Genomic DNA, 19,537 nt, shown 5'->3' with positions numbered 1-19,537 from the left:
AGTCATGGTTGTTATTAGCGAAATGAGTAAAGAGGAAATGTTTGTGTGGGTCGTTGATCTGTTAGCAGAAATGTTTGAACTGGAAAAATCGACACTCACATTGGAATCGAATTTGTATGCCGATTTAGATATCGATAGCATAGATGCTGTTGATCTGGCAGTTAGATTAAAACAAATGACTGGCCTGCGTTTGCAACCAGAGGTATTTAAACAGATCCGTACTATTGGCGATGTGATCGACGCACTCGCCAATTTACAACCGGAATAATGTCTATCAATCACCGTTTACTGACCGCGACCACAGTCATTCTTACCCTGATCTATCCCTTGGCAATCTGGTTTGGCAAGGGACAGGTAGAACCACGCTGGCTGGCTGCTTTATTACTCATTTTAGTTGCAACGCGCTTACCTGCATTGAAGATCAGTAAATTGGCGCGCTGGTCGGCGCTATGTGGATTAGCAATGGTATTAGCCGCGGTGTGGACAAACGCTTTATTGCCATTAAAACTCTATCCGGTATTAGTCAATCTGGCGTTTCTCATCGCGTTTACTTATAGCCTCTCGACACCGCAATCGATGGTGGAACGCTTTGCACGGATTACTGAACCTGACTTGCCGGACGTGGCAGTTCGCTATACCCGCAATGTGACGAAAGTATGGTGTGCTTTCTTTGTGTTCAATGGCAGCATGGCACTTATCACCGCGATCTGGGCATCGCAAGAAATCTGGACGCTGTACACCGGCGTGGTTTCCTATCTGTTAATGGGAAGTTTATTTGTGATCGAATATCTGGTCCGAATTCGATTTAAGCGCCGTCATCATGTTTAATCTTCACCAAAATTTATCTACCTCGTCTCTCGCAGTAGAACCTGAGAGCATCATAGGATGGCAAGGCCAAACTGCGATTACGCGCGAGATGTTCACCCAAAAAGTAGCGAGCTGGCACGCAACAATCAGCCAGATACCGCAGCACAAAATCGCACTCTATCTCAGCGACAGCATAGAATTCGCGGCGGCATTATTTGCTGCATGGCATGCACACAAAACGGTTGTTCTGGCAGCAGATACTCTAGAAAATAATTGCCGCAATCTGACCAAAGAAGTCGATGTCTTTATCGGCGAATTTCCTGATCAATATAGGACGCAACTGCGAACACAATTTCAAACTACGTTGCCTACTATCGCCAATTCTGCTTTCGCAGTCGGCATGACGCATACTGATTTTTTACCAGTATTAGCAGATGAGTTTCCTGCTTTGATCGTGTACACCTCAGGTAGTACCGGAGAGGCGCAAGCGATTCCTAAGCAATGGTCGCAACTATCCACCGAAATTGCTACGCTGGAGTCGCTCTTTGGCGAAAAATTAGGCTCAGCGACTATCTACTCGACGGTGTCGCATCAGCACATTTATGGTCTTTTATTTAAAGTGCTGTGGCCTTTTGCCACAGGCCGTGCGATCTATGCGGATGCGCTCAATTTTCCTGAACAATTGCAGCAGCATTTAGCAACAGGTGCTTGCGCATTAATAGCCAGTCCCGCGCATTTGAAACGTCTACCTGCACACCTGGATTGGACCAAAATAAAAACGCAATTGCGCGCAGTCTTTTCTTCTGGCGGCCCTTTAAGTATAGGCAGCGTCGAGGCAGTTCAGTCGCTCTGGGGACAAACTCCAATAGAAGTCTACGGCAGCTCAGAAACCGGCGGCATCGCCTGGCGTCAGCGTATTCAAGCGCACAAGGACGCCTGGCAGGTTTTCCCGCAACTGGCGTGGCGTATTGCCACCGATAACAATTTGCTAGAAATCCAATCGTCACATCTGCCTGATACCGCATGGTTCCGCCTTGCGGATCAGGTCAATGCGATCGACCAACAGCATTTTCAATTACTAGGACGTCAAGATCGTATCGTTAAAATAGAAGAAAAACGTATCTCGCTCGATCTGATGGAAAAAGCTTTACTGTCTAGCGGGCTCGTAAATGAAGCTCGCTTGTTGCTTAATACTGAGCTGCTTGTTGAGCAGAATAGTCAGAGACAAAACATCTACGCCTTCATCGTGTTAACGAAACAAGGGCAAGCGATTTTGCAAGGGCAAGGGAAATTCGCACTGAATCAACAATTGCGCGGCGTACTCAGCAAGCATGTCGAAGCCATCGCCTTACCACGTCGGTGGCGCTATCTGGATGCTTTACCTGTCAATTCACAAGGTAAAACAACTCATGCGCAATTGCTTACTTTATTAGAAAGCACTGAACAAAGCCCAGACAATACTGATATCAAAGCTGATTCAAATGCATTAAATAAACAGCCCACGATGCCTGACTGGCGCCTATTGGAACAAGAGCCCGAGCGCGTTCTACTTGAAATTATCGTCCCTCAAAATTTATTATATTTTGAAGGACATTTCCCTATTGCGCCCGTACTTCCAGGCGTAGTGCAGGTCGATTGGGCAATCCATTTCGGCAAACAGTATTTTGCATTGCCAGCAAATTTCTGCGGTATCCAAACACTCAAATTTCAACAAGTCATCTGTGCAGAAACACCCGTGTATATGGAACTGATTCATCAAGCACAAAAACAAGCCTTACAGTTCCGTTATTTCTCAGACGTCGGGCAACATGCCGGGGGTCGCGTTTTATTTGAACAAGCTCAAACTCCATGTTAAATAAAAAATTCTCGCCTGAAAAACAAAGTGCTTTTGCCGCACGTTTTGAAGCACAAAAAATTGCCTTCGGCCCCGTCGTATTCCAGTGCATACGTTATGCATGGAAGCGAGGCATGTTGCAAGCTTTGGCTGATGCAGGTAGCGAAGGCATTTCACTAGAAAACTTAGTGACGACAGAGAAATGGAGTCGCTATGCTTTAAAACTGGTGCTGGAAACTTGCTTGTCTGCTGGCATCGTCTATTTGCGTGAGGGCCATTATGTATTGGATAAAACAGGTTATTGCGTACTAACGGATTCCATCACGCAAATCAATATCAACTTCACGCATGATGTCTGCTACCAAGGCCTGTTCCTGCTTGAGCAATCGCTAGATGAAGAAAAGCCACTGGGCCTGACGCATTTGGGTCCCTGGACGACAATTTATGAAGGTTTATCTACACTGCCAGAACCGGCAAAAACCAGTTGGTTCGACTTTGATCATTTTTATTCCGATACCTCCTTCCCGAGCATCATGCCAGACGTCTTTGCGACTGCACCGCGACGCGTGATGGATATCGGCGCCAATACCGGTAAATTTAGTTATGCGGCATTAAGTTATAACCAAGAAACTGAATTGCATTTGGTTGACCTACCAGTGCAGCTCAAAGTTGCGGAAGAAAATTTGAATGCACAAGGCTTTCGTGAACGTGCGCATTTTCATCCGACTAATTTACTCGATACCACAGCGACCTTGCCCGAGAACATGGATCTGATCTGGATGAGCCAATTTCTCAGTTGCTTCTCCGAATCTGCGATTTCCAGCATCTTAGAACGAACAGCAAAGGCATTAGTGCCGAACGGGCAATTGCTGATTATGGATACTTTTTGGGATAGACAGCAATATGACATCGCCTCCTATTGTCTGATCAATACCTCGCCTTATTTCACGACGATGGCGAGTGGTAATAGCAAAATTTACGAGAGCACTGATTACATCCGTCTGGCAGAAGCGGCGGGCTTAAAATTGCTCACAGCGCGCGATGGTATTGGCTATTGCCATTCCTTATTGCGTTTTGCAAAAGTAGCTTAAATTTTTTTTGGTCTCTATGTCTGCGTTGAACTCTAATTCGAATCCTAGCTCCGATCCTAACTTTAGGCCCTGCGTGGTGATTCCCGTTTATAACCATGAGCATGCCATTGCCGCAGTGGTTGAAGCGGTGCTGCGTTTTGACGCCCCTTGCATCTTGGTGGATGATGGCAGTAGCCAGGCATGTGCAACGGTACTAGATCAGCTACAGCAAACATATTCAGCGCAAGTCGTATTGTTAAGGCATGTACAAAATCAGGGCAAAGGCGCGGCGGTCTTAACCGGATTTAACTATGCAGCAGAAAATGGCTATAGCCATTTACTGCAAGTTGATGCCGATGGTCAGCATTGTGTCGCCGACATTGCAAGATTTTTACAACAAGCAGAGGCACATCCAGCCGCCGTCATCGCTGGCTATCCGATTTACGATGAATCGGTTCCCAAGCTTCGCTTGTATGCACGTTACTTAACTCATGTTTGGGTTTGGATTAATACACTCTCCTTCGCCATCCGCGATTCTATGTGTGGCTTTCGGGTCTACCCTGTTGCCCCCGTGATAGCGTTAATGTCGCGGCACAAGATCGGCTCGCGTATGAATTTTGATACGGATATTTTGGTACGTCTGTATTGGGATGGGCTTGAAGTGGTGAATGAAGGTACACGGGTTGGATACCCAGCCGATGGTGTCTCACATTTCCGCGTATGGCGCGATAACGCTTTGATCACCGCCATGCATATCCGCTTATTTTTTGGCATGCTGTTGCGACTGCCACGCTTATGTGGTCGCACAATCGGGCGCTCAATGAAGCGCAAGTTTCAGAAAGACCGAGACTAGCATCATGCAAGAATCAAAGAAAATGCATTGGGCCAGTTTGAATGAAGTCAGTTTTGTGGCTGGCATGCGTTTGCTCTTTTGGATCTACCGTCTGCTCGGGCGATGGCCTTTCCGCATCGTTTTGTATCCGGTGTTGTGCTGGTATGTACTGACGCAAAAAAAAGCGCGAAATGCGTCGCAAGCCTACTTGCAACAACTCAACGCGCATGCATCATTGCAAACATCCACCAGCTTACTCGGCGTGATCCACCACTTCGCGGCCTTTGCCGAAACCATACTCGACAAGATGCTGTTATGGGGCGGTTTGTTCAAAGTTGATCAAGTCGAATACTATGGACAGGAGTCTTTACATCGACAAGTAGTCGAGAAGAAAGGTGCTGTATTAGTCTGCTCTCACTTGGGCAATATTGATATGTGTCGCGTCTTGTCGCGTCGCTTTCCTGAAGTCAAGCTGACTATCTTAGTGCATACCAAACATGCACAAAGTTTCAATCGCATGATGGCAAAGCTTAATCCAGACAGCCAGCTCGATTTATTGCAAGTGACCGACATGACACCAGCTACCGCGATCCTACTAGCGGAAAGAGTCGCGCAAGGCGGTTTTGTGGTGATTGCTGGTGATCGTGTACCTGTATCGCCCAATCCGCGCGTGACTATCGCCAATTTTCTAGGGAAGCCAGCCGCGTTCCCCATCGGTCCATATGTTCTGGCTAGTTTATTGCGCTGCCCTGTCTATCTTTTGTTCTCCTTACCCGTTAGTGGTGTGCCACAAGTGCACTTCGAATTACTCTGCGAATCGGTCAACCCCAAACGCTCAGAACGAGAACACGCATTTCAAACACTGGCGAGCCAGTACGCTGAGCGCTTAGGCGCTTTTTGCGAACGTGCACCGCTACAATGGTTTAATTTTTATGATTTTTGGCATCGGGCTGGTGACAGTACCAGCAATGCCGCTTCCCAATTGGACATTTCTGATGCATCCCGCTGACCTCAATTCCTCCCAACCTGTGGTTCAATTTGATCGCTCCCGTTTAACGATAGAAGATATCGTCGCGCTGGCGCAAACCAAGGCGCAGGCAAAATTATCGACCGCGCCCGAGTTTCGTGCGGCGATTACCCGTGGCGCTGATTTTTTAGATCGCTTGCTACGCGAAGATGGCACGATTTATGGCGTGACAACGGGTTACGGCGATTCTTGCACCGTCAATGTTCCCGCCGATTTAGTCGCTGAATTGCCTCATCATTTGTACACCTATCATGGCTGCGGTCTCGGTCAATATCTGGATGCAGAGCAAACCCGCGCGGTACTCGCGACGCGTCTTGCCTCCTTATCCAAAGGCTTCTCTGGTGTCAGCATAGAGTTATTAGAGCAAATCGCCGGCCTGCTCGATGCTGACTTATTACCACTAATTCCATCTGAAGGCTCGGTCGGCGCCAGCGGCGATTTAACGCCGCTATCTTACTTAGCAGCAGTCCTTTGCGGCGAACGCGAAGTGATGCGCGATGGCGTACAAATTACGGCGGCACAAGCATTGCAGGAAGCTGGCATGCAGCCTTTACGCCTGCGCCCTAAAGAAGGCTTGGCCATTATGAATGGCACAGCAGTCATGACTGCGCTTGCCTGCTTGGCGTACGATAGAGCGGCGTATTTGACCCAATTGACTACCCGCATCACGGCAATGGCCTCAATTACTTTAGACGGTAATGCTCACCATTTCGATGAAACCCTGTTTTCAGTGAAACCACACGCTGGTATGCAAAACATCGCGGCTTGGCTGCGTCAAGACTTACCTGCGGGTGAAGCGGAACGCAATGGCAAGCGCCTGCAAGATCGTTACTCTATACGTTGCGCACCGCATGTGATCGGCGTACTAGCTGATGCCCTGCCCTTCTTCCGCCAGGCGATTGAAAACGAATTAAACAGCGCTAACGACAATCCGATTATTGATGCCGACAATGAACGCGTCTTACATGGCGGACATTTCTATGGCGGCCATATCGCTTTCGCGATGGACAGCATGAAAAATGCGGTGGCCAATCTGGCGGATTTGTTGGATCGTCAAATGGCATTGATGGTCGATAGCCGTTACAACCATGGTTTACCCGCCAATTTATCTGGTATGCAAGGTCCACGTGCGGCGATTAACCACGGTTTGAAAGCCTTGCAAATCAGCGCATCGGCCTGGACTGCCGAAGCACTAAAACTCACCATGCCAGCTTCGGTCTTTTCGCGTTCAACTGAATGCCATAATCAAGACAAAGTCAGCATGGGTACGATTGCGGCCCGTGATTGCCTGCGCGTGCTTGAATTGACAGAACAGGTGGCAGCCGCTTTACTCATTACAGTGAGGCAAGGTGTTTGGTTGCGCCAGCAAAGCAATCCTGAGCTAACACTATCGCCATCGGTTACCCAGATGATGCAAGCGCTGGAAACACAAATTGCACCGATACAAGAAGATCGTCGTTTAGACCCAGAGTTGCGCGAATTACTGGAAAGTATGCGGTCGCAAAACTGGCAACTGTATGTGTAAACTGGTTTTCAAACCTTATGTCTAAAATCATCCGTAAAAATAAGCAGACCAGCAAATGGTTCGCAGAAACAGAACTGCAAGTACAGTTCTTTGATCTCGACCCTATGCAAATTGTCTGGCATGGTAATTATGTGAAGTATCTGGAAATCGTGCGATGCGCGCTGCTCGATAAGATCAATTACAACTACGAACAGATGAGAGCATCGGGTTATGCCTGGCCTGTCATCGACATGCAATTGCGTTACGTTGCTTCTGCTAGTTTTGGACAAAAACTGAAATTACGCGCCGAGATTGTCGAATGGGAAAACCGCTTAGTGATTAATTATCTGATCAGCGATGCCAGCAGCGGACAAAGGCTAACACGCGCCAGCACCACGCAAGTCGCGGTAGACATACATAAAGGCGAAATGTGCTTTGTTTCCCCTCCGATTTTGTTTGAAAAATTAGGAATTTCAGCATGCTAAAAATTAAAATAGAAACTAAAATCTTCTGCCTGAATTTGATACTGCTGTCTAGTTTTTTCAGCCATCAAGCCTTAGCTGCAAACCCTGTACCGGCGATTCAAAATATGCTGGCAAAGCCAAAAGTTCTTTGTGGTCGTTTCGATCAAACTAAGCATTTGGTGGGTATGAAAAAACCGCTGCTATCGAATGGGCGCTTTTGTGTACTGGCGGGTAAAGGCGTTTTGTGGCGCACCTTGCAACCGTTTCCCAATACCTTACGCTTAACGCGTGACGAGATCGTCCATTTTCAAGGTGAACGCGTGGCGATGCGTTTAGATGCTAAGCAAGAGCCCGTCGTGCGCATGATTAACAGTGTCTTGTTCTCCCTCTTGTCTGGCGATTTAAGCCAACTCGAATCTTTGTTTGAAGTTGACGGCAGTGCTGACGCAACGAGTTGGAAAGTCAATCTCAAGGCCCGCGAAGCTGCTTTAGCTAAGGCCATAGGCGTGATCGCACTGGACGGTGGTATCTACGTCAAAAATATACAAATGAACGAAGCTAGCGGTGATCGCACCAGCATCGTTTTTTCTGAGATCAAAACCGGTGAAAGTGCCATCACCGCGGAAGAGGCTGCTTTATTTTGAAACGCCTGAATTTACATACTTCGACGAAAAGCCAGGGTTGGGCCTGGTTCGCCATCTGGGCATTGGTGGTTGCTTTACTAGTGGCTCACAATAGCTATCTGTGGCTGGGTAAACGCATCACGCCAGATACCGATATTCTGGCTCTTTTGCCCGTACAGGAACGTGACCCGGTATTGCGGCAATCGTTCACGCACATGGTCGATGCCGCGCAGCAGCGTGTCATCGTTTTGATTGGTGCGGAAGATTGGGAAGATACAAAGAAAGCCGCAAACGCCTACACCCAAGTTCTCTCCACGCACAAAGACTTATTTGACATCACCAGCTTAAGTGAAAAAACCCAAAGCGATTGGCTGGCACCATTCCAAAAAAATCGCCTCGCCTTACTCACGGTACAACAACAAAATCAGCTTAAAACAGGTACATCCGAGGCATGGGCAAATACTGCATTAAACAAATTGTATAGTGCATTCTCTGGCCCTAAACTCGGTGCATTTCAAGACGATCCTTTTGGCACTTTCGACATCTGGGTACAAGAGCGAGCACAAGAAACGCCGGTGCGTCCACGTGACGGCCATCTATTCGTGGCAGACGCCAAACAGCAATACATCCTGCTACCTATTACTCTAGTGCCGCCCGCATTTTCGTTAACCGCGCAAGAAAAAGTTATTCCGCTACTAGAACAGGCAGCGGCGGCAGCACGTGCCAGCGCATCACAAAATCCCAACAACAAAATCGAGATCATCAGTACTGGCGTCGTGCTACATGCCGCCGCCGCAGGACAACAAGCAAATCAAGAGGTGTCAACCATAGGCTTAGGCTCCTTGATTGGCATCATCGTATTGATGTGGATCAGCTTTCATTCCTTGAAACCTATCGGCCTGATATTACTGTCAATCGGCGTTGGTTTCTTAGGGGCTTTATCGGTATGCGTTTTACTATTTGATCGCATCCATTTACTGACGTTAGTATTTGGTGCCAGCCTGATTGGTATTGCGCAGGACTATGGTATTTATTTTCTATGTCATCGTTTAGGAACCTCAAAAGTCGATTCCCGAACTTTGCTCGGGCAGTTAATTCCTGGTCTCTTGCTCACTTTGCTGTGCGCAATTATTGGCTATCTTGGATTGGCATTGACGCCATTTCCAGGCTTACGCCACATGGCAGTATTTTCCGCGGTAGGTCTGATCTTTGCCTGGTTCACCGTGGTTTGCTGGTTTCCACAATTGGTGCATGCGAACTCACTGAAAAGTGGCAAACTGGTTGAGCGCTACAATCAGCTCTTAAGCCTTTTCAAGCTGCCGCAGAAGTCACGTAGTCTCTGGATCGTCGCATTATTAATTAGCCTTGTCAGTGTCTATGGTTTATCACGTCTCAGCACCAATGATGACATTCGATCGCTACAAACGCCCCCCAAACATCTGGTCAGCGATCAAATGAAGTTTGGCAAATTATTAGATGCGCCAACACCGGTACAATATTTTTTAGTACGTGGAGAATCGGCGGAAGTTGTTTTGCAACGTGAAGAGAATTTAAAACGTGCTTTGGATCCGCTGATAGGGCAACAAGTACTGAGTGGTTATCAGGCGATTTCCAATTGGGTGCCTTCACTTAAAACCCAAGCCGACAATCGCGCACTGATAGAAGACAAGCTTTTAAGCAAAGATGGCCCGTTGAAATTAATTGCTGACAAAATCGAAGAAGATGCAGCGTGGCAAGCGAACATACGACAACATCTATTAAAGTCAAACCAGACACTGACCGTAGAGAATTTTTTCTTAAGCACGGCAAGTCAGGCCACGCGCCATTTATGGCTGGGCAAACTAGACAATCATTACGCCAGCATCGTCGCGATCAAGGGCTTGAAGTACAGCGAAATTAGCAAGTTAAGTCAACTTGCTATGGGCGTAGAAGGCGTGCAATGGGTTGATAAGATTGCCGAAATTTCTTCTGTGCTTGGACGCTATCGTCAGAATATGGGCTGGGTATTAATCGGCGCCTATTTGCTCGTTTTCGGCCTGATGTTCCACCGTTATCGCAAGGACACCTGGCGCACACTGGCGCCGGCCGCACTGGCGAGTATTTTTACATTGGCACTACTGGGTATCAGCGCTCAGGCATTACAGTTATTTCATATCTTGGCCTTAATGTTGCTGCTAGGTATAGGGGTAGATTACGGCATTTTTATGCAAGAACAAAACCGCCAAACCACTGAAGAGGCAGCAACACAATCCAGAAACTTAGCGTGGTTGGCAACTGGCTTATCCGCCGCCAGCACCATACTTTCATTTGGCTTACTTGCCCTGAGTAATACGCCCGCTTTGCGTGCCTTCGGATTAACGATGTTAATTGGCACGGCTTTGGTTTGGTTTATTGTGCCTTTTTTCATTCACAATAAAAATACGGCGCAAACCTCTACCACTAATGGAGAGACAGATGCAAGCTAATCCGACACGGACAATTATGGCCTTCAAGCATTTCAAACGTCTTGCAATCAGCGTCGGCATATTAGTAATGTTGAGTGCATGCAGCGAAGCACCGCCGCCTACGGCGAAACGTCTTAATCTAAAACTAGCACCAGCAACTTTGGGCGCGAGTATCAGTATTCAGCAGCACTTAAAAGTAGAACGTGAAAATAAAACGGACGATCTTGATGCAGCATTAGAAATTGATAAAGAGCGCTTGGAATTAGTGGGCCTGGCATTTGGACAACGCGTTTTGACTGTGCATTTCGACGGTAAAGAAATCAAAACCTGGCGCCACTTCATGTTGCCACAGCAAGTTCGTGCCGAAGATGTGCTGGAAGATATTCAGTTAACCCTGTGGCCAGTTGAAGTCATCGCACAACATTTACCCCCATCATGGCGCATCACCGAAATTGGCCGTGATCGTGTGCTGTATGAGAACGATACCGTCATCGCCAAGATTCATTATAGCGATGAAGAACGCTGGGCAGGCACCGTGACTTTAGATAATCTACATTACAAATATCGCTTGACCATACAGACAGCCAAAGAATAAAAAACCTATGACATTTTTTCTCAATGCATGCGGCATTATCTGCGCACTGGGCGACCAGCTAGACGCGGTCAAGCAACGTTTGCTCCAACAAGCCAGTAGTGGCATACACATGACGGATGCATGGTCAAGCGGCAGCATGTTGCCACTCGGCGCAGTCACATCTAAGCTACCTGATATCAATCATCTGCCACCTCACTTACAATTGAAATTCGGTAGTCGTAATAATCAACTAGCGCTAGCAGCATTACAGCAAATTCGCCCAGAGATAGAGGGCGCAATACAAAAATACGGCGCGGATCGCATTGGTATTGTGCTGGGTACAAGTACCTCAGGTATTAGCGGCACTGAACAAGCTTTACGCTACCACGAAGAACATGGCGTATTGCCACCCGATTTTCACTATGCACAGCAAGAAATGGGTTCAGTTGCTGATTTTCTTGCCACTGAATTGCAAACGAGTGGTCCCGCATATGTGCATTCCAGCGCTTGTTCGTCCAGTGCCAAAGCCATGGCGAGCGCCGCCAGATTAATTAAAATGGGTGCATGCGATGCCGTGATCACCGGCGGCGTAGATAGCCTGTGCGCGTTCACGGTCGCCGGTTTTTCTGCATTGGAATCCGTGAGCAAACAACAATGTCGACCTATGAGTCTACATCGCGATGGCATCAATATTGGTGAAGGTGCGGCTTTGTTCTTAATGTCCAAAGAACCTTCTACCGTTGCTTTACTAGGCTGGGGAGAATCTTCGGACGGCCATCATATGTCAGCCCCTGATCCGACAGGTGCTGGCGCTATTTTAGCGATACAACAAGCGCTGACTCGTGCAGAAATTCAAACCTCAGACATCGACTATATCAATATGCATGGCACGGCAACCGTGCAAAATGATGCGATGGAATCCCGCGTAATTCATGCACTATTTGGTGAGCAAGTTTTGGTCAGCTCCACCAAAGGCTTCACTGGTCACACTCTGGGTGCAGCAGCGGCAATTGAAGCGGCATTGTGCTGGATCAGTATGCAAGACGACAATCCTGAGGGACAAGTACCCGCGCATTTATGGGATGGCATACCTGATCCCGAGTTGCCGACGCTTAATTTATGTCAAAGCCAGAGCAAGCTTGGCAGACCGCTACGTTATGCGCTCAGTAATTCCTTTGCCTTTGGCGGTTCAAATGCCAGTCTGATATTAGGAAGGGTGGGCAATGAATGAAATGAAAAAAGAAACAGTTAACTACCCGCCAATTCATAAACTGGTTCCGCACCAAGATCCTATGGTTTTATTAGATAGCGTCGTCATGGCGGATGAAGAAAATCTGTGTGCCGAAGTCACTATCCGCGCAGCCAGCCTGTTTTATGATGGTCAAGGTGTCGGTGCTTGGGTTGGCATTGAGTATATGGCGCAAGCAATTGCTGCCCATGCTGGTTATCTGGCGCATACCAGAGGTGAAGCCGTCAAAGTGGGCTTCTTGCTTGGTACGCGACGCTTTGAAAGCCGGGCGGCACAGTTTACACTGGGCGCTATTTTACATGTTCGTATTCACCGCGCCTTACAAGGTGATAATGGGTTAGGCGCATTTGAATGCACGATACACGACAAAAAGCATCCTGAAACACCCTTAGCGACGGCCACTATTACTGTGTTTCAACCCAACAATGTTGCGGATTTTCTGCAAGGAAAACCGATATGATTCTGAGCAACACCTCAGGTCAGTAAAAAATAGCTCTACAAATAATTTGCCTAAATAAGTGGCTTTCCAAAAAATAAGCACGACATTTTTATGAATAAAAATCTAAGCATACTCGTAACAGGTTCTTCACGTGGCATAGGCAAAGCGATTGCCTTGCGCTTAGCACGTGATGGTTACGACCTAGTCCTGCATTGTCGTAGCGAACGCCAGCAGGCAGACGCCGTCGCACAAGACATCATCCAACTAGGCAGGAAGGTGCGCGTTCTGCAATTTGACATCAGTCAACGTGAACAAACCGCAGCCATACTGAATCAAGATATAGAAGAACATGGCTGCTACTATGGTGTAGTGTGCAATGCGGGCGTCGCGCGCGACAATGCCTTCCCGGCGATGTCGGGTGAAGATTGGGATCTCGTCATGCAAACCAATCTGGACGGTTTTTACAATGTACTCAATCCCTTGGTAATGCCACTGGTACAGCGCCGCAAACCAGGGCGTATCGTGACGATGGCCTCGGTATCCGGTTTGATCGGCAATCGTGGGCAGGTGAATTACAGCGCCGCCAAAGCAGGGATTATCGGTGCCACCAAAGCTTTGGCAATCGAACTGGCAAAACGCGCCATCACAGTGAACTGCGTTGCACCAGGATTAATCGAAACCAATATGATCAGTGAAGTGCCTTTAGAAGAAGCCATGAAACTGATACCAGCGCGTCGGGTCGGCAAACCGGAAGAAGTCGCAGCGGTCGTCAGCTTTCTGATGCATGAAGACGCCGCTTATGTCACACGCCAAGTCATTTCCGTGAATGGAGGGATGGCATGAACCATCGCGTCGTCGTCACAGGCATGGCAGGTATTAGCCCCCTCGGCAATGATTGGACCAGCATACGCCAGCATTTAGGCAGCTACAAAAATGCTGTCGTTCGTATGGACAATTGGGCCGACTATGAAGGCCTCAATACCCAATTAGGCGTCCCCGCAGCACCATTCGAATTGAACGAGCGTTACCACCGCAAAGCGATACGCAGTATGGGTAGGGTCGCGTTAATGGCAACCCGCGCGAGTGAACTGGCGCTGGAACAAGCCGGTTTGCTGGAACATCCGCTACTGGCCAGTGGCAAGATGGGCGTGTCGTTTGGCTCTTCTGCTGGTACACCGAGCGCCATCGGTGATTTTGGACGCATGATGGAAGAGCGCACCACCAAAGGCATTAACGCCACCACCTATATCAAGATGATGGCGCACACCGCGCCCGTCAATGTTGGGGTATTTTTCGGCCTCACAGGTCGCGTCATTACGACTTCGTCGGCCTGCACTTCTGGCAGTCAAGGGATAGGCTACGCGTATGAAGCGATACGTAGCGGCAAACAAATTGCGATGGTCGCTGGCGGCGCAGAAGAACTTTGCGCCACCGAAGCTGCGGTATTCGACACCTTATTCGCGACCAGCGTGAAGAACACAGCACCAGACACTACGCCTAGTCCATTCGATGCCAAGCGCGATGGCTTGGTGATAGGCGAAGGCGCTGGTTGCCTGATATTGGAAGAGCTGGAACATGCAAGAGCACGCGGCGCTACCATCTTCGCAGAGTTGGTTGGTTTCGGCACCAATAGCGATGGTTGCCATGTTACGCAACCGAATGCAGAAACCATGAAAATCGCGATGCAATTGGCATTAGAGGATGCCAACTTGCAGCCCAATGATATTGGCTACGTGAACGCTCACGGTACAGGTACGCAACACGGCGACATCGCCGAATCGCATGCTACCGCTCAAGTATTCGGCGCACGCATACCAATTAGCTCTTTAAAAAGTTATATGGGACATACCTTAGGCGCCTGCGGTGCTTTAGAAGCCTGGATCAGCATACAAATGATGCGTGAGAACTGGTTTGCACCCACTATCAATCTGACGCAATTAGACCCACAATGCGCAGCACTTGATTACATCTGCGATGAAGCTAGGGAAATTCATTGCGATTATGTGATGTCAAACAATTTTGCGTTTGGCGGCATTAATACCTCACTCATTTTTAAAAAATGGACGTAAAAATAAACTGAAAGTACTTTAATGCTGTTAGGCTTAATACTAAAACTCTGATCTTAAATCTTCACTTGTAAATCATTATAAGGATTAAAAAAATGAAACCATTCATCTCTGCTGTCTGCGGCTTGGCACTCATCGCTACACTCAATCTTGCAAGCAATGACGCACATGCAAATGATAGAAAAGTGATGTTACCAATTGCAGGGGGCATGGCAGCGAACGATACCACAGCGCGTCTCGGCGATTCGGTAAAATTCTATTTTGGTAAGCAAACTACACCATCGATCGAGCAACGATTTGTGTCTGACAAAACCAGTAAGAAAACCAACGCCTTCGGTAAATCAGATGAGAAAGCCTGTAACTGGGTTTTCTTATCCGCCATGCTACAACTGCAAGCACGTGCAAAAGAACTGGGCGCCAATGCCGTCATCAATATCGTCAGTAATTACGACAACATCGAATTTTCTAGCGAGACAGAATTTGAATGCCATGCAGGTGCCATCATGGCTGGTGTCGCACTGAAAGGCGACTTCGTTAAAATTAAAAATTAATCATATCGTTGAGCAAGGTGAAGTCTCACTATGTACATTTACCTTGCTCATCTCAAAGACTTTCCAGACTCGCATTTAGATAGTCTGAAGCGCACTCTTTCTCACGAAGAGATAGCACGCTACCTTCGCTTTAAAAGAGCGGAGCGCGCCAAGCAATTTCTCATAGGTCGTTACCTGCTCCGCCAACAGCTTGCTTTGCACTTGGGCATACTGCCCGCAGAAGTACCACTAGTGGAACAAGCGAACAACGCGCCGTATTTAAATTTAGTTGGCACCAAAACACCAGGCTTTAGTATTTCTCATAGTCGGGAATGGGTTGCTTGCGGTATCAGAAGCGATGCCAACATTGGCTTAGATATTGAAGTCATTGATACACAACGTGATGTACTTGCACTAGCCGCACATAGTTTTAATGCACAACAAAATTCAGAGCTATATGCTTTAACCACAGAAAAACAGAGCGACTATTTTTATCGTTGCTGGACGGCTCTAGAGGCGCAATTAAAATTGCGTATGCATTGCCAAGATTTGCGCCATTTATCTCATCCACAACTTGCAATAGCTGTTTGTAGTGATAAAGCTTTTGCTCAAACGCCAGAAATAATAGATGTCACTGAGTGACTAAACTGAGCGACTAAACTGAGCTCTAAAACCAACTCCATAGCCAATTCCAAATTCCCGGCAACTCTTGCTGAGGATTAATATCTTTTGTCGTTTTCAATAAGGCGGCACGCAACATGTCATCATGCTTGTCGTAAAAAGGAAGTGCTGTCGTTGGCATCTCTAATTCTTTTGCCACATCCAACAAAATCTCCAGATACTCCTCCATGTGACTCGCGGTGTAACGATTTATATCATGAAAAGTCACGACAATAGGCGTTGCACCGTCAACACCAGGCAACTCTCCTGCCTGCCAACGTGAACGCAGTGCCAATAGCATCTTCCGCATATTCTTACGTTTGGTGAAACTAAAATTAAAAATATAAATCACGCCGTCATTAGCACTCAAATCTGTCAATAACATCTGTAGATTATTCTCATGATAGATCGCTAAAGTCTTTTCATCATAACTCCAAAATGGTGGTCGTACTAACTGTGGTGAACTACCTCGCACATCAATCAAATCAGCAATACCTTGCTTCAATGAACTACGCAATTCCTGCTCAGATAAAAAGCGATGATTGGTATGTCCAGGTGTCGCAGTATGAAAGGCCAGCTCATGCCCACTCTCGTGCATACGCTGCAATAGCTTACGACCATGCTCAGAACCGCCAGCACCTTTTGCCTGAGTTTGAGTAAAAAAAATGGCCTTGATATCGCTCTGAAGGGGGTTCGTCTTCAAAACATGTAATATTTTTTCACTCGGATTGTCGTACTCAGATGCACTAGGGCCGTCATCAAACGTCAGCAAGAATCGTATCGGTGCAGGCGTCGTAGTTGGCAAACTCTGTAGCAGCGCGGCGTACGACATGAACGGCATGCACAAACCAACCAATCCAATCAACAAAATCAAGCAGCGGCGATACTGTGAGTAGTTCATAACAACAGCGAAGACGGAAAGTCTAAGATTTTACGGCATTGGGCACAAATTAACGTGCGCCGTACGATACGCCACACAAAACTTTTTGGACGAGGGCCAAATATCTGACAGCTAAATCCATATGATAGAGATGAAAATGGTCTTTCTCGCCACAAGTAGCGTGTACTTTTTGCTTGTCAATTGATTCAATATTCAGTATCGTAACTTAGTCTTTTTTATTATTTTTTTTAAACTCTTACTTGTGGATAACTATGCCTAATTTCTTTCGTCATCTGGTAGCAACATTGCTTCTGTTTGCATCGGTACAAACTGCCTTAGCTGGTGTTATCACCAATCAAGATGTGATTAAATTATTAGAAGCGAAGATGCCCGAAGATGTGATTCTGCAAGCCATCATAAGTGGGTCAAATAAATTTGACACTTCACCGGCCGCCTTAATTAAACTTAGAGAAAAAGGTGCATCACCGCAGATTTTAAAAGCTATCCTGAACCCAACAGAATTCGCTAACAAACCAAATACCACCAGCAATAAAGTTGTGACGAACAAGCCCGTCGCGAATGACAGCAGTAACCCAGAAGAAGTAGCGATGCTGATTAACGGCAGCGAATCGAATATGCAGTACATCATTCCACAAATGCGCACGGCAAGTCGTGCATTTGGATTTGGCGGCGTCGCAACCTATGCTTCTTTAAATAATTCAGCCGCACAAAAAAGAATCACCTCAAGCTTACCGGAATTTATTGTTTCCGTTCCCAAAAATGCACAAGCGCCAAACTATTTAACCTTGGCTAGTTTTGTCGTGCGCGACAATGGCAATCGTGAAGTATTGGTCGGTGGTGGCTTTTTAAGTTACTCCAGCGGCATCCATAAAGATAGAGTAATTCCGGTACGCACCGAAGCATTAAGCAATCAAACTAAAGCGCGCGAGGGATTTATTTTATACAAAGTCACACCAGAAAAAGAACTCGCCAAAGGTGAATACGCTTTAGTCTTGTACACGGGTGAATTAAGGGTAGCGGGTTTTTTCGCACAAGCAGCTAATAGCTATTTCGATTTTGGCGTGGACTAAGCTGATAAATAAAATAATGACAACATAAGCAACAAGCACACTGATTGCAGAATCAACACGCCCAGTGTGCTTGCATTTTTGAAGTCAGGGCCGCAACAAAACATTCTACTTCATCAAAAAATCCGACTAAGACATACACGTCACTTCACGATTTTGATATCTATAAAAAACGTCGTGCCAACCCCCACTACACTGGAAAACCCAATACTGCCACCCATCTTTTCTATCATCGCTTTCGCTAGGCTCAAGCCCAACCCTGTGCCTGCATGTTTGCGTGTGCCAGAACTATCAGCCTGCGTGAATTTACTAAAAATCTGCTGCGCAAACGCCGAGTCTATCCCTATTCCATGATCGATTACTTTAATCCGCACCGTATCTTGACTCGGCTCAATGACAATATTGACAACGTCATTCGGGTGCGAGAACTTGATCGCGTTTGACAACAGATTACATAAGACTTGCATCAAGCGATTGTCATCGACATTCACCACGATATCAGCATATTGAGTGTCATCGAGTTGCAATTGAACCGCAAATTTTTCAGCGTAACCCATATTATATTCGAGCGCCTTACGCAATTGCGACATCAAGTTATGGTGCTCCAACTTGAACAACATGCCACCATATTCCAACTTTTCAAAGTCCAAAATATCATTGATTAATTGATGCAAGCGTTCAGCATTATTGTTGGCTAGAGCGATCAAGCTCAATGCCTTTTCAGGGATATCACCAATCGCGCCGCCTGCCAATAAACCGAGTGAGCCACGGATAGAAGTCAATGGCGTACGCAATTCATGTGAAACGGTAGAAACAAATTCCCCTTTAATCTTGTCCACCCGCTTGCGTTCTGTCAGGTCATGCATGACGACAATATAAATCGCCTGACTTTGCTGAGTAATTTTTGCTATTGCCAACTCCAAAGACAAGACACTTCCATCTGAACGCGTGCGTTGAACTTCTTTAATGGTTTTGCTGGCCGTATCCGCACTAGCGATCAACTCCAGAAAAGACTGTGACTTGTTGTACTCGTTGCTGAAAAAATTCTCTAAGGATGTATCAAGTAAGTGCGCACTACTCAAACCAAGAGAATGTTCAGCTGCGCGATTGCAAGACAGAATATTGCCAAGTTCTGATACCGTCAAAATACCATCCGCGGCATGCTCTAATATCGCCAAGCGATTACCTTCACTCTCTTGCAACTGCTTAGTTCTTTGCACGACCAGAGATTCAATCTGAAATGCACGTCCACTAATCATCAAGAAATACATCCCTACCAAACCTGAAAACAACATTCCCGCCACTAAGGAAATCCAAGCGGCCCAGGGGCGGTGTGACGCTAAATAAGAATCTGAAGGATGTGCCTGCAGTTCCCAGCGACGTCCGCTAAATTCAATAGTCTGTGCCATTTGCAAACTACTACTTTGCGCACCAATATCATCAAAG

At 47.0% G+C, this 19,537-nt stretch carries 20 protein-coding genes and 1 pseudogene; 18 read left to right on the top strand and 3 right to left on the bottom strand.

What is annotated here, in order from left to right; genetic code table 11:
- Positions 1–4: 4 nt before the first annotated feature.
- From H8K55_RS10980 to H8K55_RS10900, 17 genes are all read left to right on the top strand, one after another.
- Positions 5–268 (top strand): acyl carrier protein, encoded by a 264-nt coding sequence (locus H8K55_RS10980; protein ID WP_230408572.1) that lies wholly within the window; start codon positions 5–7, stop codon positions 266–268.
- Positions 268–828 (top strand): COG4648 family protein, encoded by a 561-nt coding sequence (locus tag H8K55_RS10975; RefSeq protein WP_186942141.1) that lies wholly within the window; start codon positions 268–270, stop codon positions 826–828. Before H8K55_RS10980 ends, H8K55_RS10975 begins: the two co-directional genes overlap by 1 nt.
- Positions 821–2,662: an ApeI family dehydratase gene (locus H8K55_RS10970; protein ID WP_186942140.1), complete on the top strand. Its 1,842-nt coding sequence runs from the start codon at positions 821–823 to the stop codon at positions 2,660–2,662. The genes H8K55_RS10975 and H8K55_RS10970 overlap by 8 nt, the downstream gene beginning before the upstream one ends.
- On the top strand, positions 2,656–3,732 hold the full coding sequence (locus H8K55_RS10965; protein WP_186942139.1) for a class I SAM-dependent methyltransferase: 1,077 nt from the start codon (positions 2,656–2,658) through the stop codon (positions 3,730–3,732). Before H8K55_RS10970 ends, H8K55_RS10965 begins: the two co-directional genes overlap by 7 nt.
- Positions 3,733–3,748: 16 nt before the next feature.
- Positions 3,749–4,564, top strand: coding sequence for a glycosyltransferase family 2 protein (locus H8K55_RS10960; RefSeq protein ID WP_186942138.1), 816 nt, complete (start codon positions 3,749–3,751; stop codon positions 4,562–4,564).
- 4 nt (positions 4,565–4,568) lie between these two features.
- Positions 4,569–5,552 (top strand): LpxL/LpxP family acyltransferase, encoded by a 984-nt coding sequence (locus tag H8K55_RS10955; protein ID WP_186942137.1) that lies wholly within the window; start codon positions 4,569–4,571, stop codon positions 5,550–5,552.
- A complete protein-coding gene (locus H8K55_RS10950) occupies positions 5,539–7,095 on the top strand; it encodes an HAL/PAL/TAL family ammonia-lyase (protein WP_186942136.1) in 1,557 nt (518 codons plus the stop codon). Before H8K55_RS10955 ends, H8K55_RS10950 begins: the two co-directional genes overlap by 14 nt.
- Before the next feature lie 17 nt (positions 7,096–7,112).
- On the top strand, positions 7,113–7,559 hold the full coding sequence (locus H8K55_RS10945; RefSeq protein ID WP_186942135.1) for an acyl-CoA thioesterase: 447 nt from the start codon (positions 7,113–7,115) through the stop codon (positions 7,557–7,559).
- Positions 7,553–8,182, top strand: a complete 630-nt coding sequence (locus tag H8K55_RS10940; RefSeq protein WP_186942134.1) for an outer membrane lipoprotein carrier protein LolA — start codon at positions 7,553–7,555, stop codon at positions 8,180–8,182. Before H8K55_RS10945 ends, H8K55_RS10940 begins: the two co-directional genes overlap by 7 nt.
- Positions 8,179–10,626 (top strand): MMPL family transporter, encoded by a 2,448-nt coding sequence (locus tag H8K55_RS10935; protein WP_230408571.1) that lies wholly within the window; start codon positions 8,179–8,181, stop codon positions 10,624–10,626. Before H8K55_RS10940 ends, H8K55_RS10935 begins: the two co-directional genes overlap by 4 nt.
- Positions 10,616–11,200 carry a DUF3261 domain-containing protein gene (locus H8K55_RS10930; protein ID WP_230408570.1) on the top strand — a complete coding sequence of 195 codons (585 nt, stop codon included), beginning with the start codon at positions 10,616–10,618 and terminating at the stop codon, positions 11,198–11,200. Before H8K55_RS10935 ends, H8K55_RS10930 begins: the two co-directional genes overlap by 11 nt.
- A 7-nt stretch (positions 11,201–11,207) precedes the next feature.
- Entirely contained in the window at positions 11,208–12,410 is a 1,203-nt protein-coding gene (locus H8K55_RS10925; RefSeq protein WP_186942133.1) for a beta-ketoacyl-ACP synthase, read from the top strand.
- On the top strand, positions 12,403–12,888 hold the full coding sequence (locus H8K55_RS10920) for a hotdog family protein (protein ID WP_329605024.1): 486 nt from the start codon (positions 12,403–12,405) through the stop codon (positions 12,886–12,888). The genes H8K55_RS10925 and H8K55_RS10920 overlap by 8 nt, the downstream gene beginning before the upstream one ends.
- A gap of 90 nt (positions 12,889–12,978) precedes the next feature.
- Positions 12,979–13,710 carry a 3-oxoacyl-ACP reductase FabG gene (fabG, locus tag H8K55_RS10915; RefSeq protein WP_186942132.1) on the top strand — a complete coding sequence of 244 codons (732 nt, stop codon included), beginning with the start codon at positions 12,979–12,981 and terminating at the stop codon, positions 13,708–13,710.
- Entirely contained in the window at positions 13,707–14,936 is a 1,230-nt protein-coding gene (locus H8K55_RS10910; protein WP_186942131.1) for a beta-ketoacyl-ACP synthase, read from the top strand. The genes fabG and H8K55_RS10910 overlap by 4 nt, the downstream gene beginning before the upstream one ends.
- 92 nt (positions 14,937–15,028) lie before the next feature.
- Positions 15,029–15,484 (top strand): excinuclease ATPase subunit, encoded by a 456-nt coding sequence (locus H8K55_RS10905; RefSeq protein WP_186942130.1) that lies wholly within the window; start codon positions 15,029–15,031, stop codon positions 15,482–15,484.
- 30 nt (positions 15,485–15,514) lie between these two features.
- Positions 15,515–16,105 (top strand): 4'-phosphopantetheinyl transferase family protein, encoded by a 591-nt coding sequence (locus H8K55_RS10900; protein ID WP_230408569.1) that lies wholly within the window; start codon positions 15,515–15,517, stop codon positions 16,103–16,105.
- 25 nt (positions 16,106–16,130) lie between these two features.
- Here H8K55_RS10900 and H8K55_RS10895 read toward each other — a convergent pair whose 3' ends face one another.
- On the bottom strand, positions 16,131–17,024 hold the full coding sequence (locus tag H8K55_RS10895) for a polysaccharide deacetylase family protein (protein ID WP_230408568.1): 894 nt from the start codon (positions 17,022–17,024) through the stop codon (positions 16,131–16,133).
- Between the two features lie 251 nt (positions 17,025–17,275).
- Here H8K55_RS10895 and H8K55_RS10890 point away from each other — a divergent pair, with 251 nt between their 5' ends.
- Positions 17,276–18,094: a hypothetical protein gene (locus tag H8K55_RS10890; protein WP_186942128.1), complete on the top strand. Its 819-nt coding sequence runs from the start codon at positions 17,276–17,278 to the stop codon at positions 18,092–18,094.
- Between the two features lie 140 nt (positions 18,095–18,234).
- Here H8K55_RS10890 and H8K55_RS22325 read toward each other — a convergent pair whose 3' ends face one another.
- Together H8K55_RS22325 and H8K55_RS22320 are read right to left on the bottom strand one after the other, a co-directional pair.
- Entirely contained in the window at positions 18,235–18,711 is a 477-nt protein-coding gene (locus H8K55_RS22325) for a sensor histidine kinase (RefSeq protein WP_408057971.1), read from the bottom strand.
- Positions 18,712–18,726: 15 nt separating this feature from the next.
- Positions 18,727–19,350: pseudogene (locus tag H8K55_RS22320) on the bottom strand (PAS domain S-box protein); the annotation flags it as partial.
- Positions 19,351–19,537 lie beyond the last annotated feature (187 nt).

Source organism: Affinundibacterium flavidum, from assembly GCF_014284175.1.
GTDB lineage: Bacteria > Pseudomonadota > Gammaproteobacteria > Burkholderiales > Burkholderiaceae_D > Undibacterium > Undibacterium flavidum.
The sequence above is the reverse complement of the archived record's forward strand: the minus strand, read 5'-3'. Positions and strand labels throughout refer to the sequence as shown.

Excerpts from the sequence above, each read along its gene's own strand:
- H8K55_RS10980 (WP_230408572.1), top strand. The coding sequence starts at position 5 with ATGGTTGTTATTAGCGAAATGAGTAAAGAGGAAATGTTTGTGTGGGTC.
- H8K55_RS10975 (WP_186942141.1), top strand. The coding sequence starts at position 268 with ATGTCTATCAATCACCGTTTACTGACCGCGACCACAGTCATTCTTACC.
- H8K55_RS10970 (WP_186942140.1), top strand. The coding sequence starts at position 821 with ATGTTTAATCTTCACCAAAATTTATCTACCTCGTCTCTCGCAGTAGAA.
- H8K55_RS10965 (WP_186942139.1), top strand. The coding sequence starts at position 2,656 with ATGTTAAATAAAAAATTCTCGCCTGAAAAACAAAGTGCTTTTGCCGCA.
- H8K55_RS10960 (WP_186942138.1), top strand. The coding sequence starts at position 3,749 with ATGTCTGCGTTGAACTCTAATTCGAATCCTAGCTCCGATCCTAACTTT.
- H8K55_RS10955 (WP_186942137.1), top strand. The coding sequence starts at position 4,569 with ATGCAAGAATCAAAGAAAATGCATTGGGCCAGTTTGAATGAAGTCAGT.
- H8K55_RS10950 (WP_186942136.1), top strand. The coding sequence starts at position 5,539 with ATGCATCCCGCTGACCTCAATTCCTCCCAACCTGTGGTTCAATTTGAT.
- H8K55_RS10945 (WP_186942135.1), top strand. The coding sequence starts at position 7,113 with ATGTCTAAAATCATCCGTAAAAATAAGCAGACCAGCAAATGGTTCGCA.
- H8K55_RS10940 (WP_186942134.1), top strand. The coding sequence starts at position 7,553 with ATGCTAAAAATTAAAATAGAAACTAAAATCTTCTGCCTGAATTTGATA.
- H8K55_RS10930 (WP_230408570.1), top strand. The coding sequence starts at position 10,616 with ATGCAAGCTAATCCGACACGGACAATTATGGCCTTCAAGCATTTCAAA.
- H8K55_RS10925 (WP_186942133.1), top strand. The coding sequence starts at position 11,208 with ATGACATTTTTTCTCAATGCATGCGGCATTATCTGCGCACTGGGCGAC.
- H8K55_RS10920 (WP_329605024.1), top strand. The coding sequence starts at position 12,403 with ATGAATGAAATGAAAAAAGAAACAGTTAACTACCCGCCAATTCATAAA.
- fabG (WP_186942132.1), top strand. The coding sequence starts at position 12,979 with ATGAATAAAAATCTAAGCATACTCGTAACAGGTTCTTCACGTGGCATA.
- H8K55_RS10910 (WP_186942131.1), top strand. The coding sequence starts at position 13,707 with ATGAACCATCGCGTCGTCGTCACAGGCATGGCAGGTATTAGCCCCCTC.
- H8K55_RS10905 (WP_186942130.1), top strand. The coding sequence starts at position 15,029 with ATGAAACCATTCATCTCTGCTGTCTGCGGCTTGGCACTCATCGCTACA.
- H8K55_RS10900 (WP_230408569.1), top strand. The coding sequence starts at position 15,515 with ATGTACATTTACCTTGCTCATCTCAAAGACTTTCCAGACTCGCATTTA.
- H8K55_RS10895 (WP_230408568.1), bottom strand. The coding sequence starts at position 17,024 with ATGAACTACTCACAGTATCGCCGCTGCTTGATTTTGTTGATTGGATTG.
- H8K55_RS10890 (WP_186942128.1), top strand. The coding sequence starts at position 17,276 with ATGCCTAATTTCTTTCGTCATCTGGTAGCAACATTGCTTCTGTTTGCA.
- H8K55_RS22325 (WP_408057971.1), bottom strand. The coding sequence starts at position 18,711 with ATGTTGTTCAAGTTGGAGCACCATAACTTGATGTCGCAATTGCGTAAG.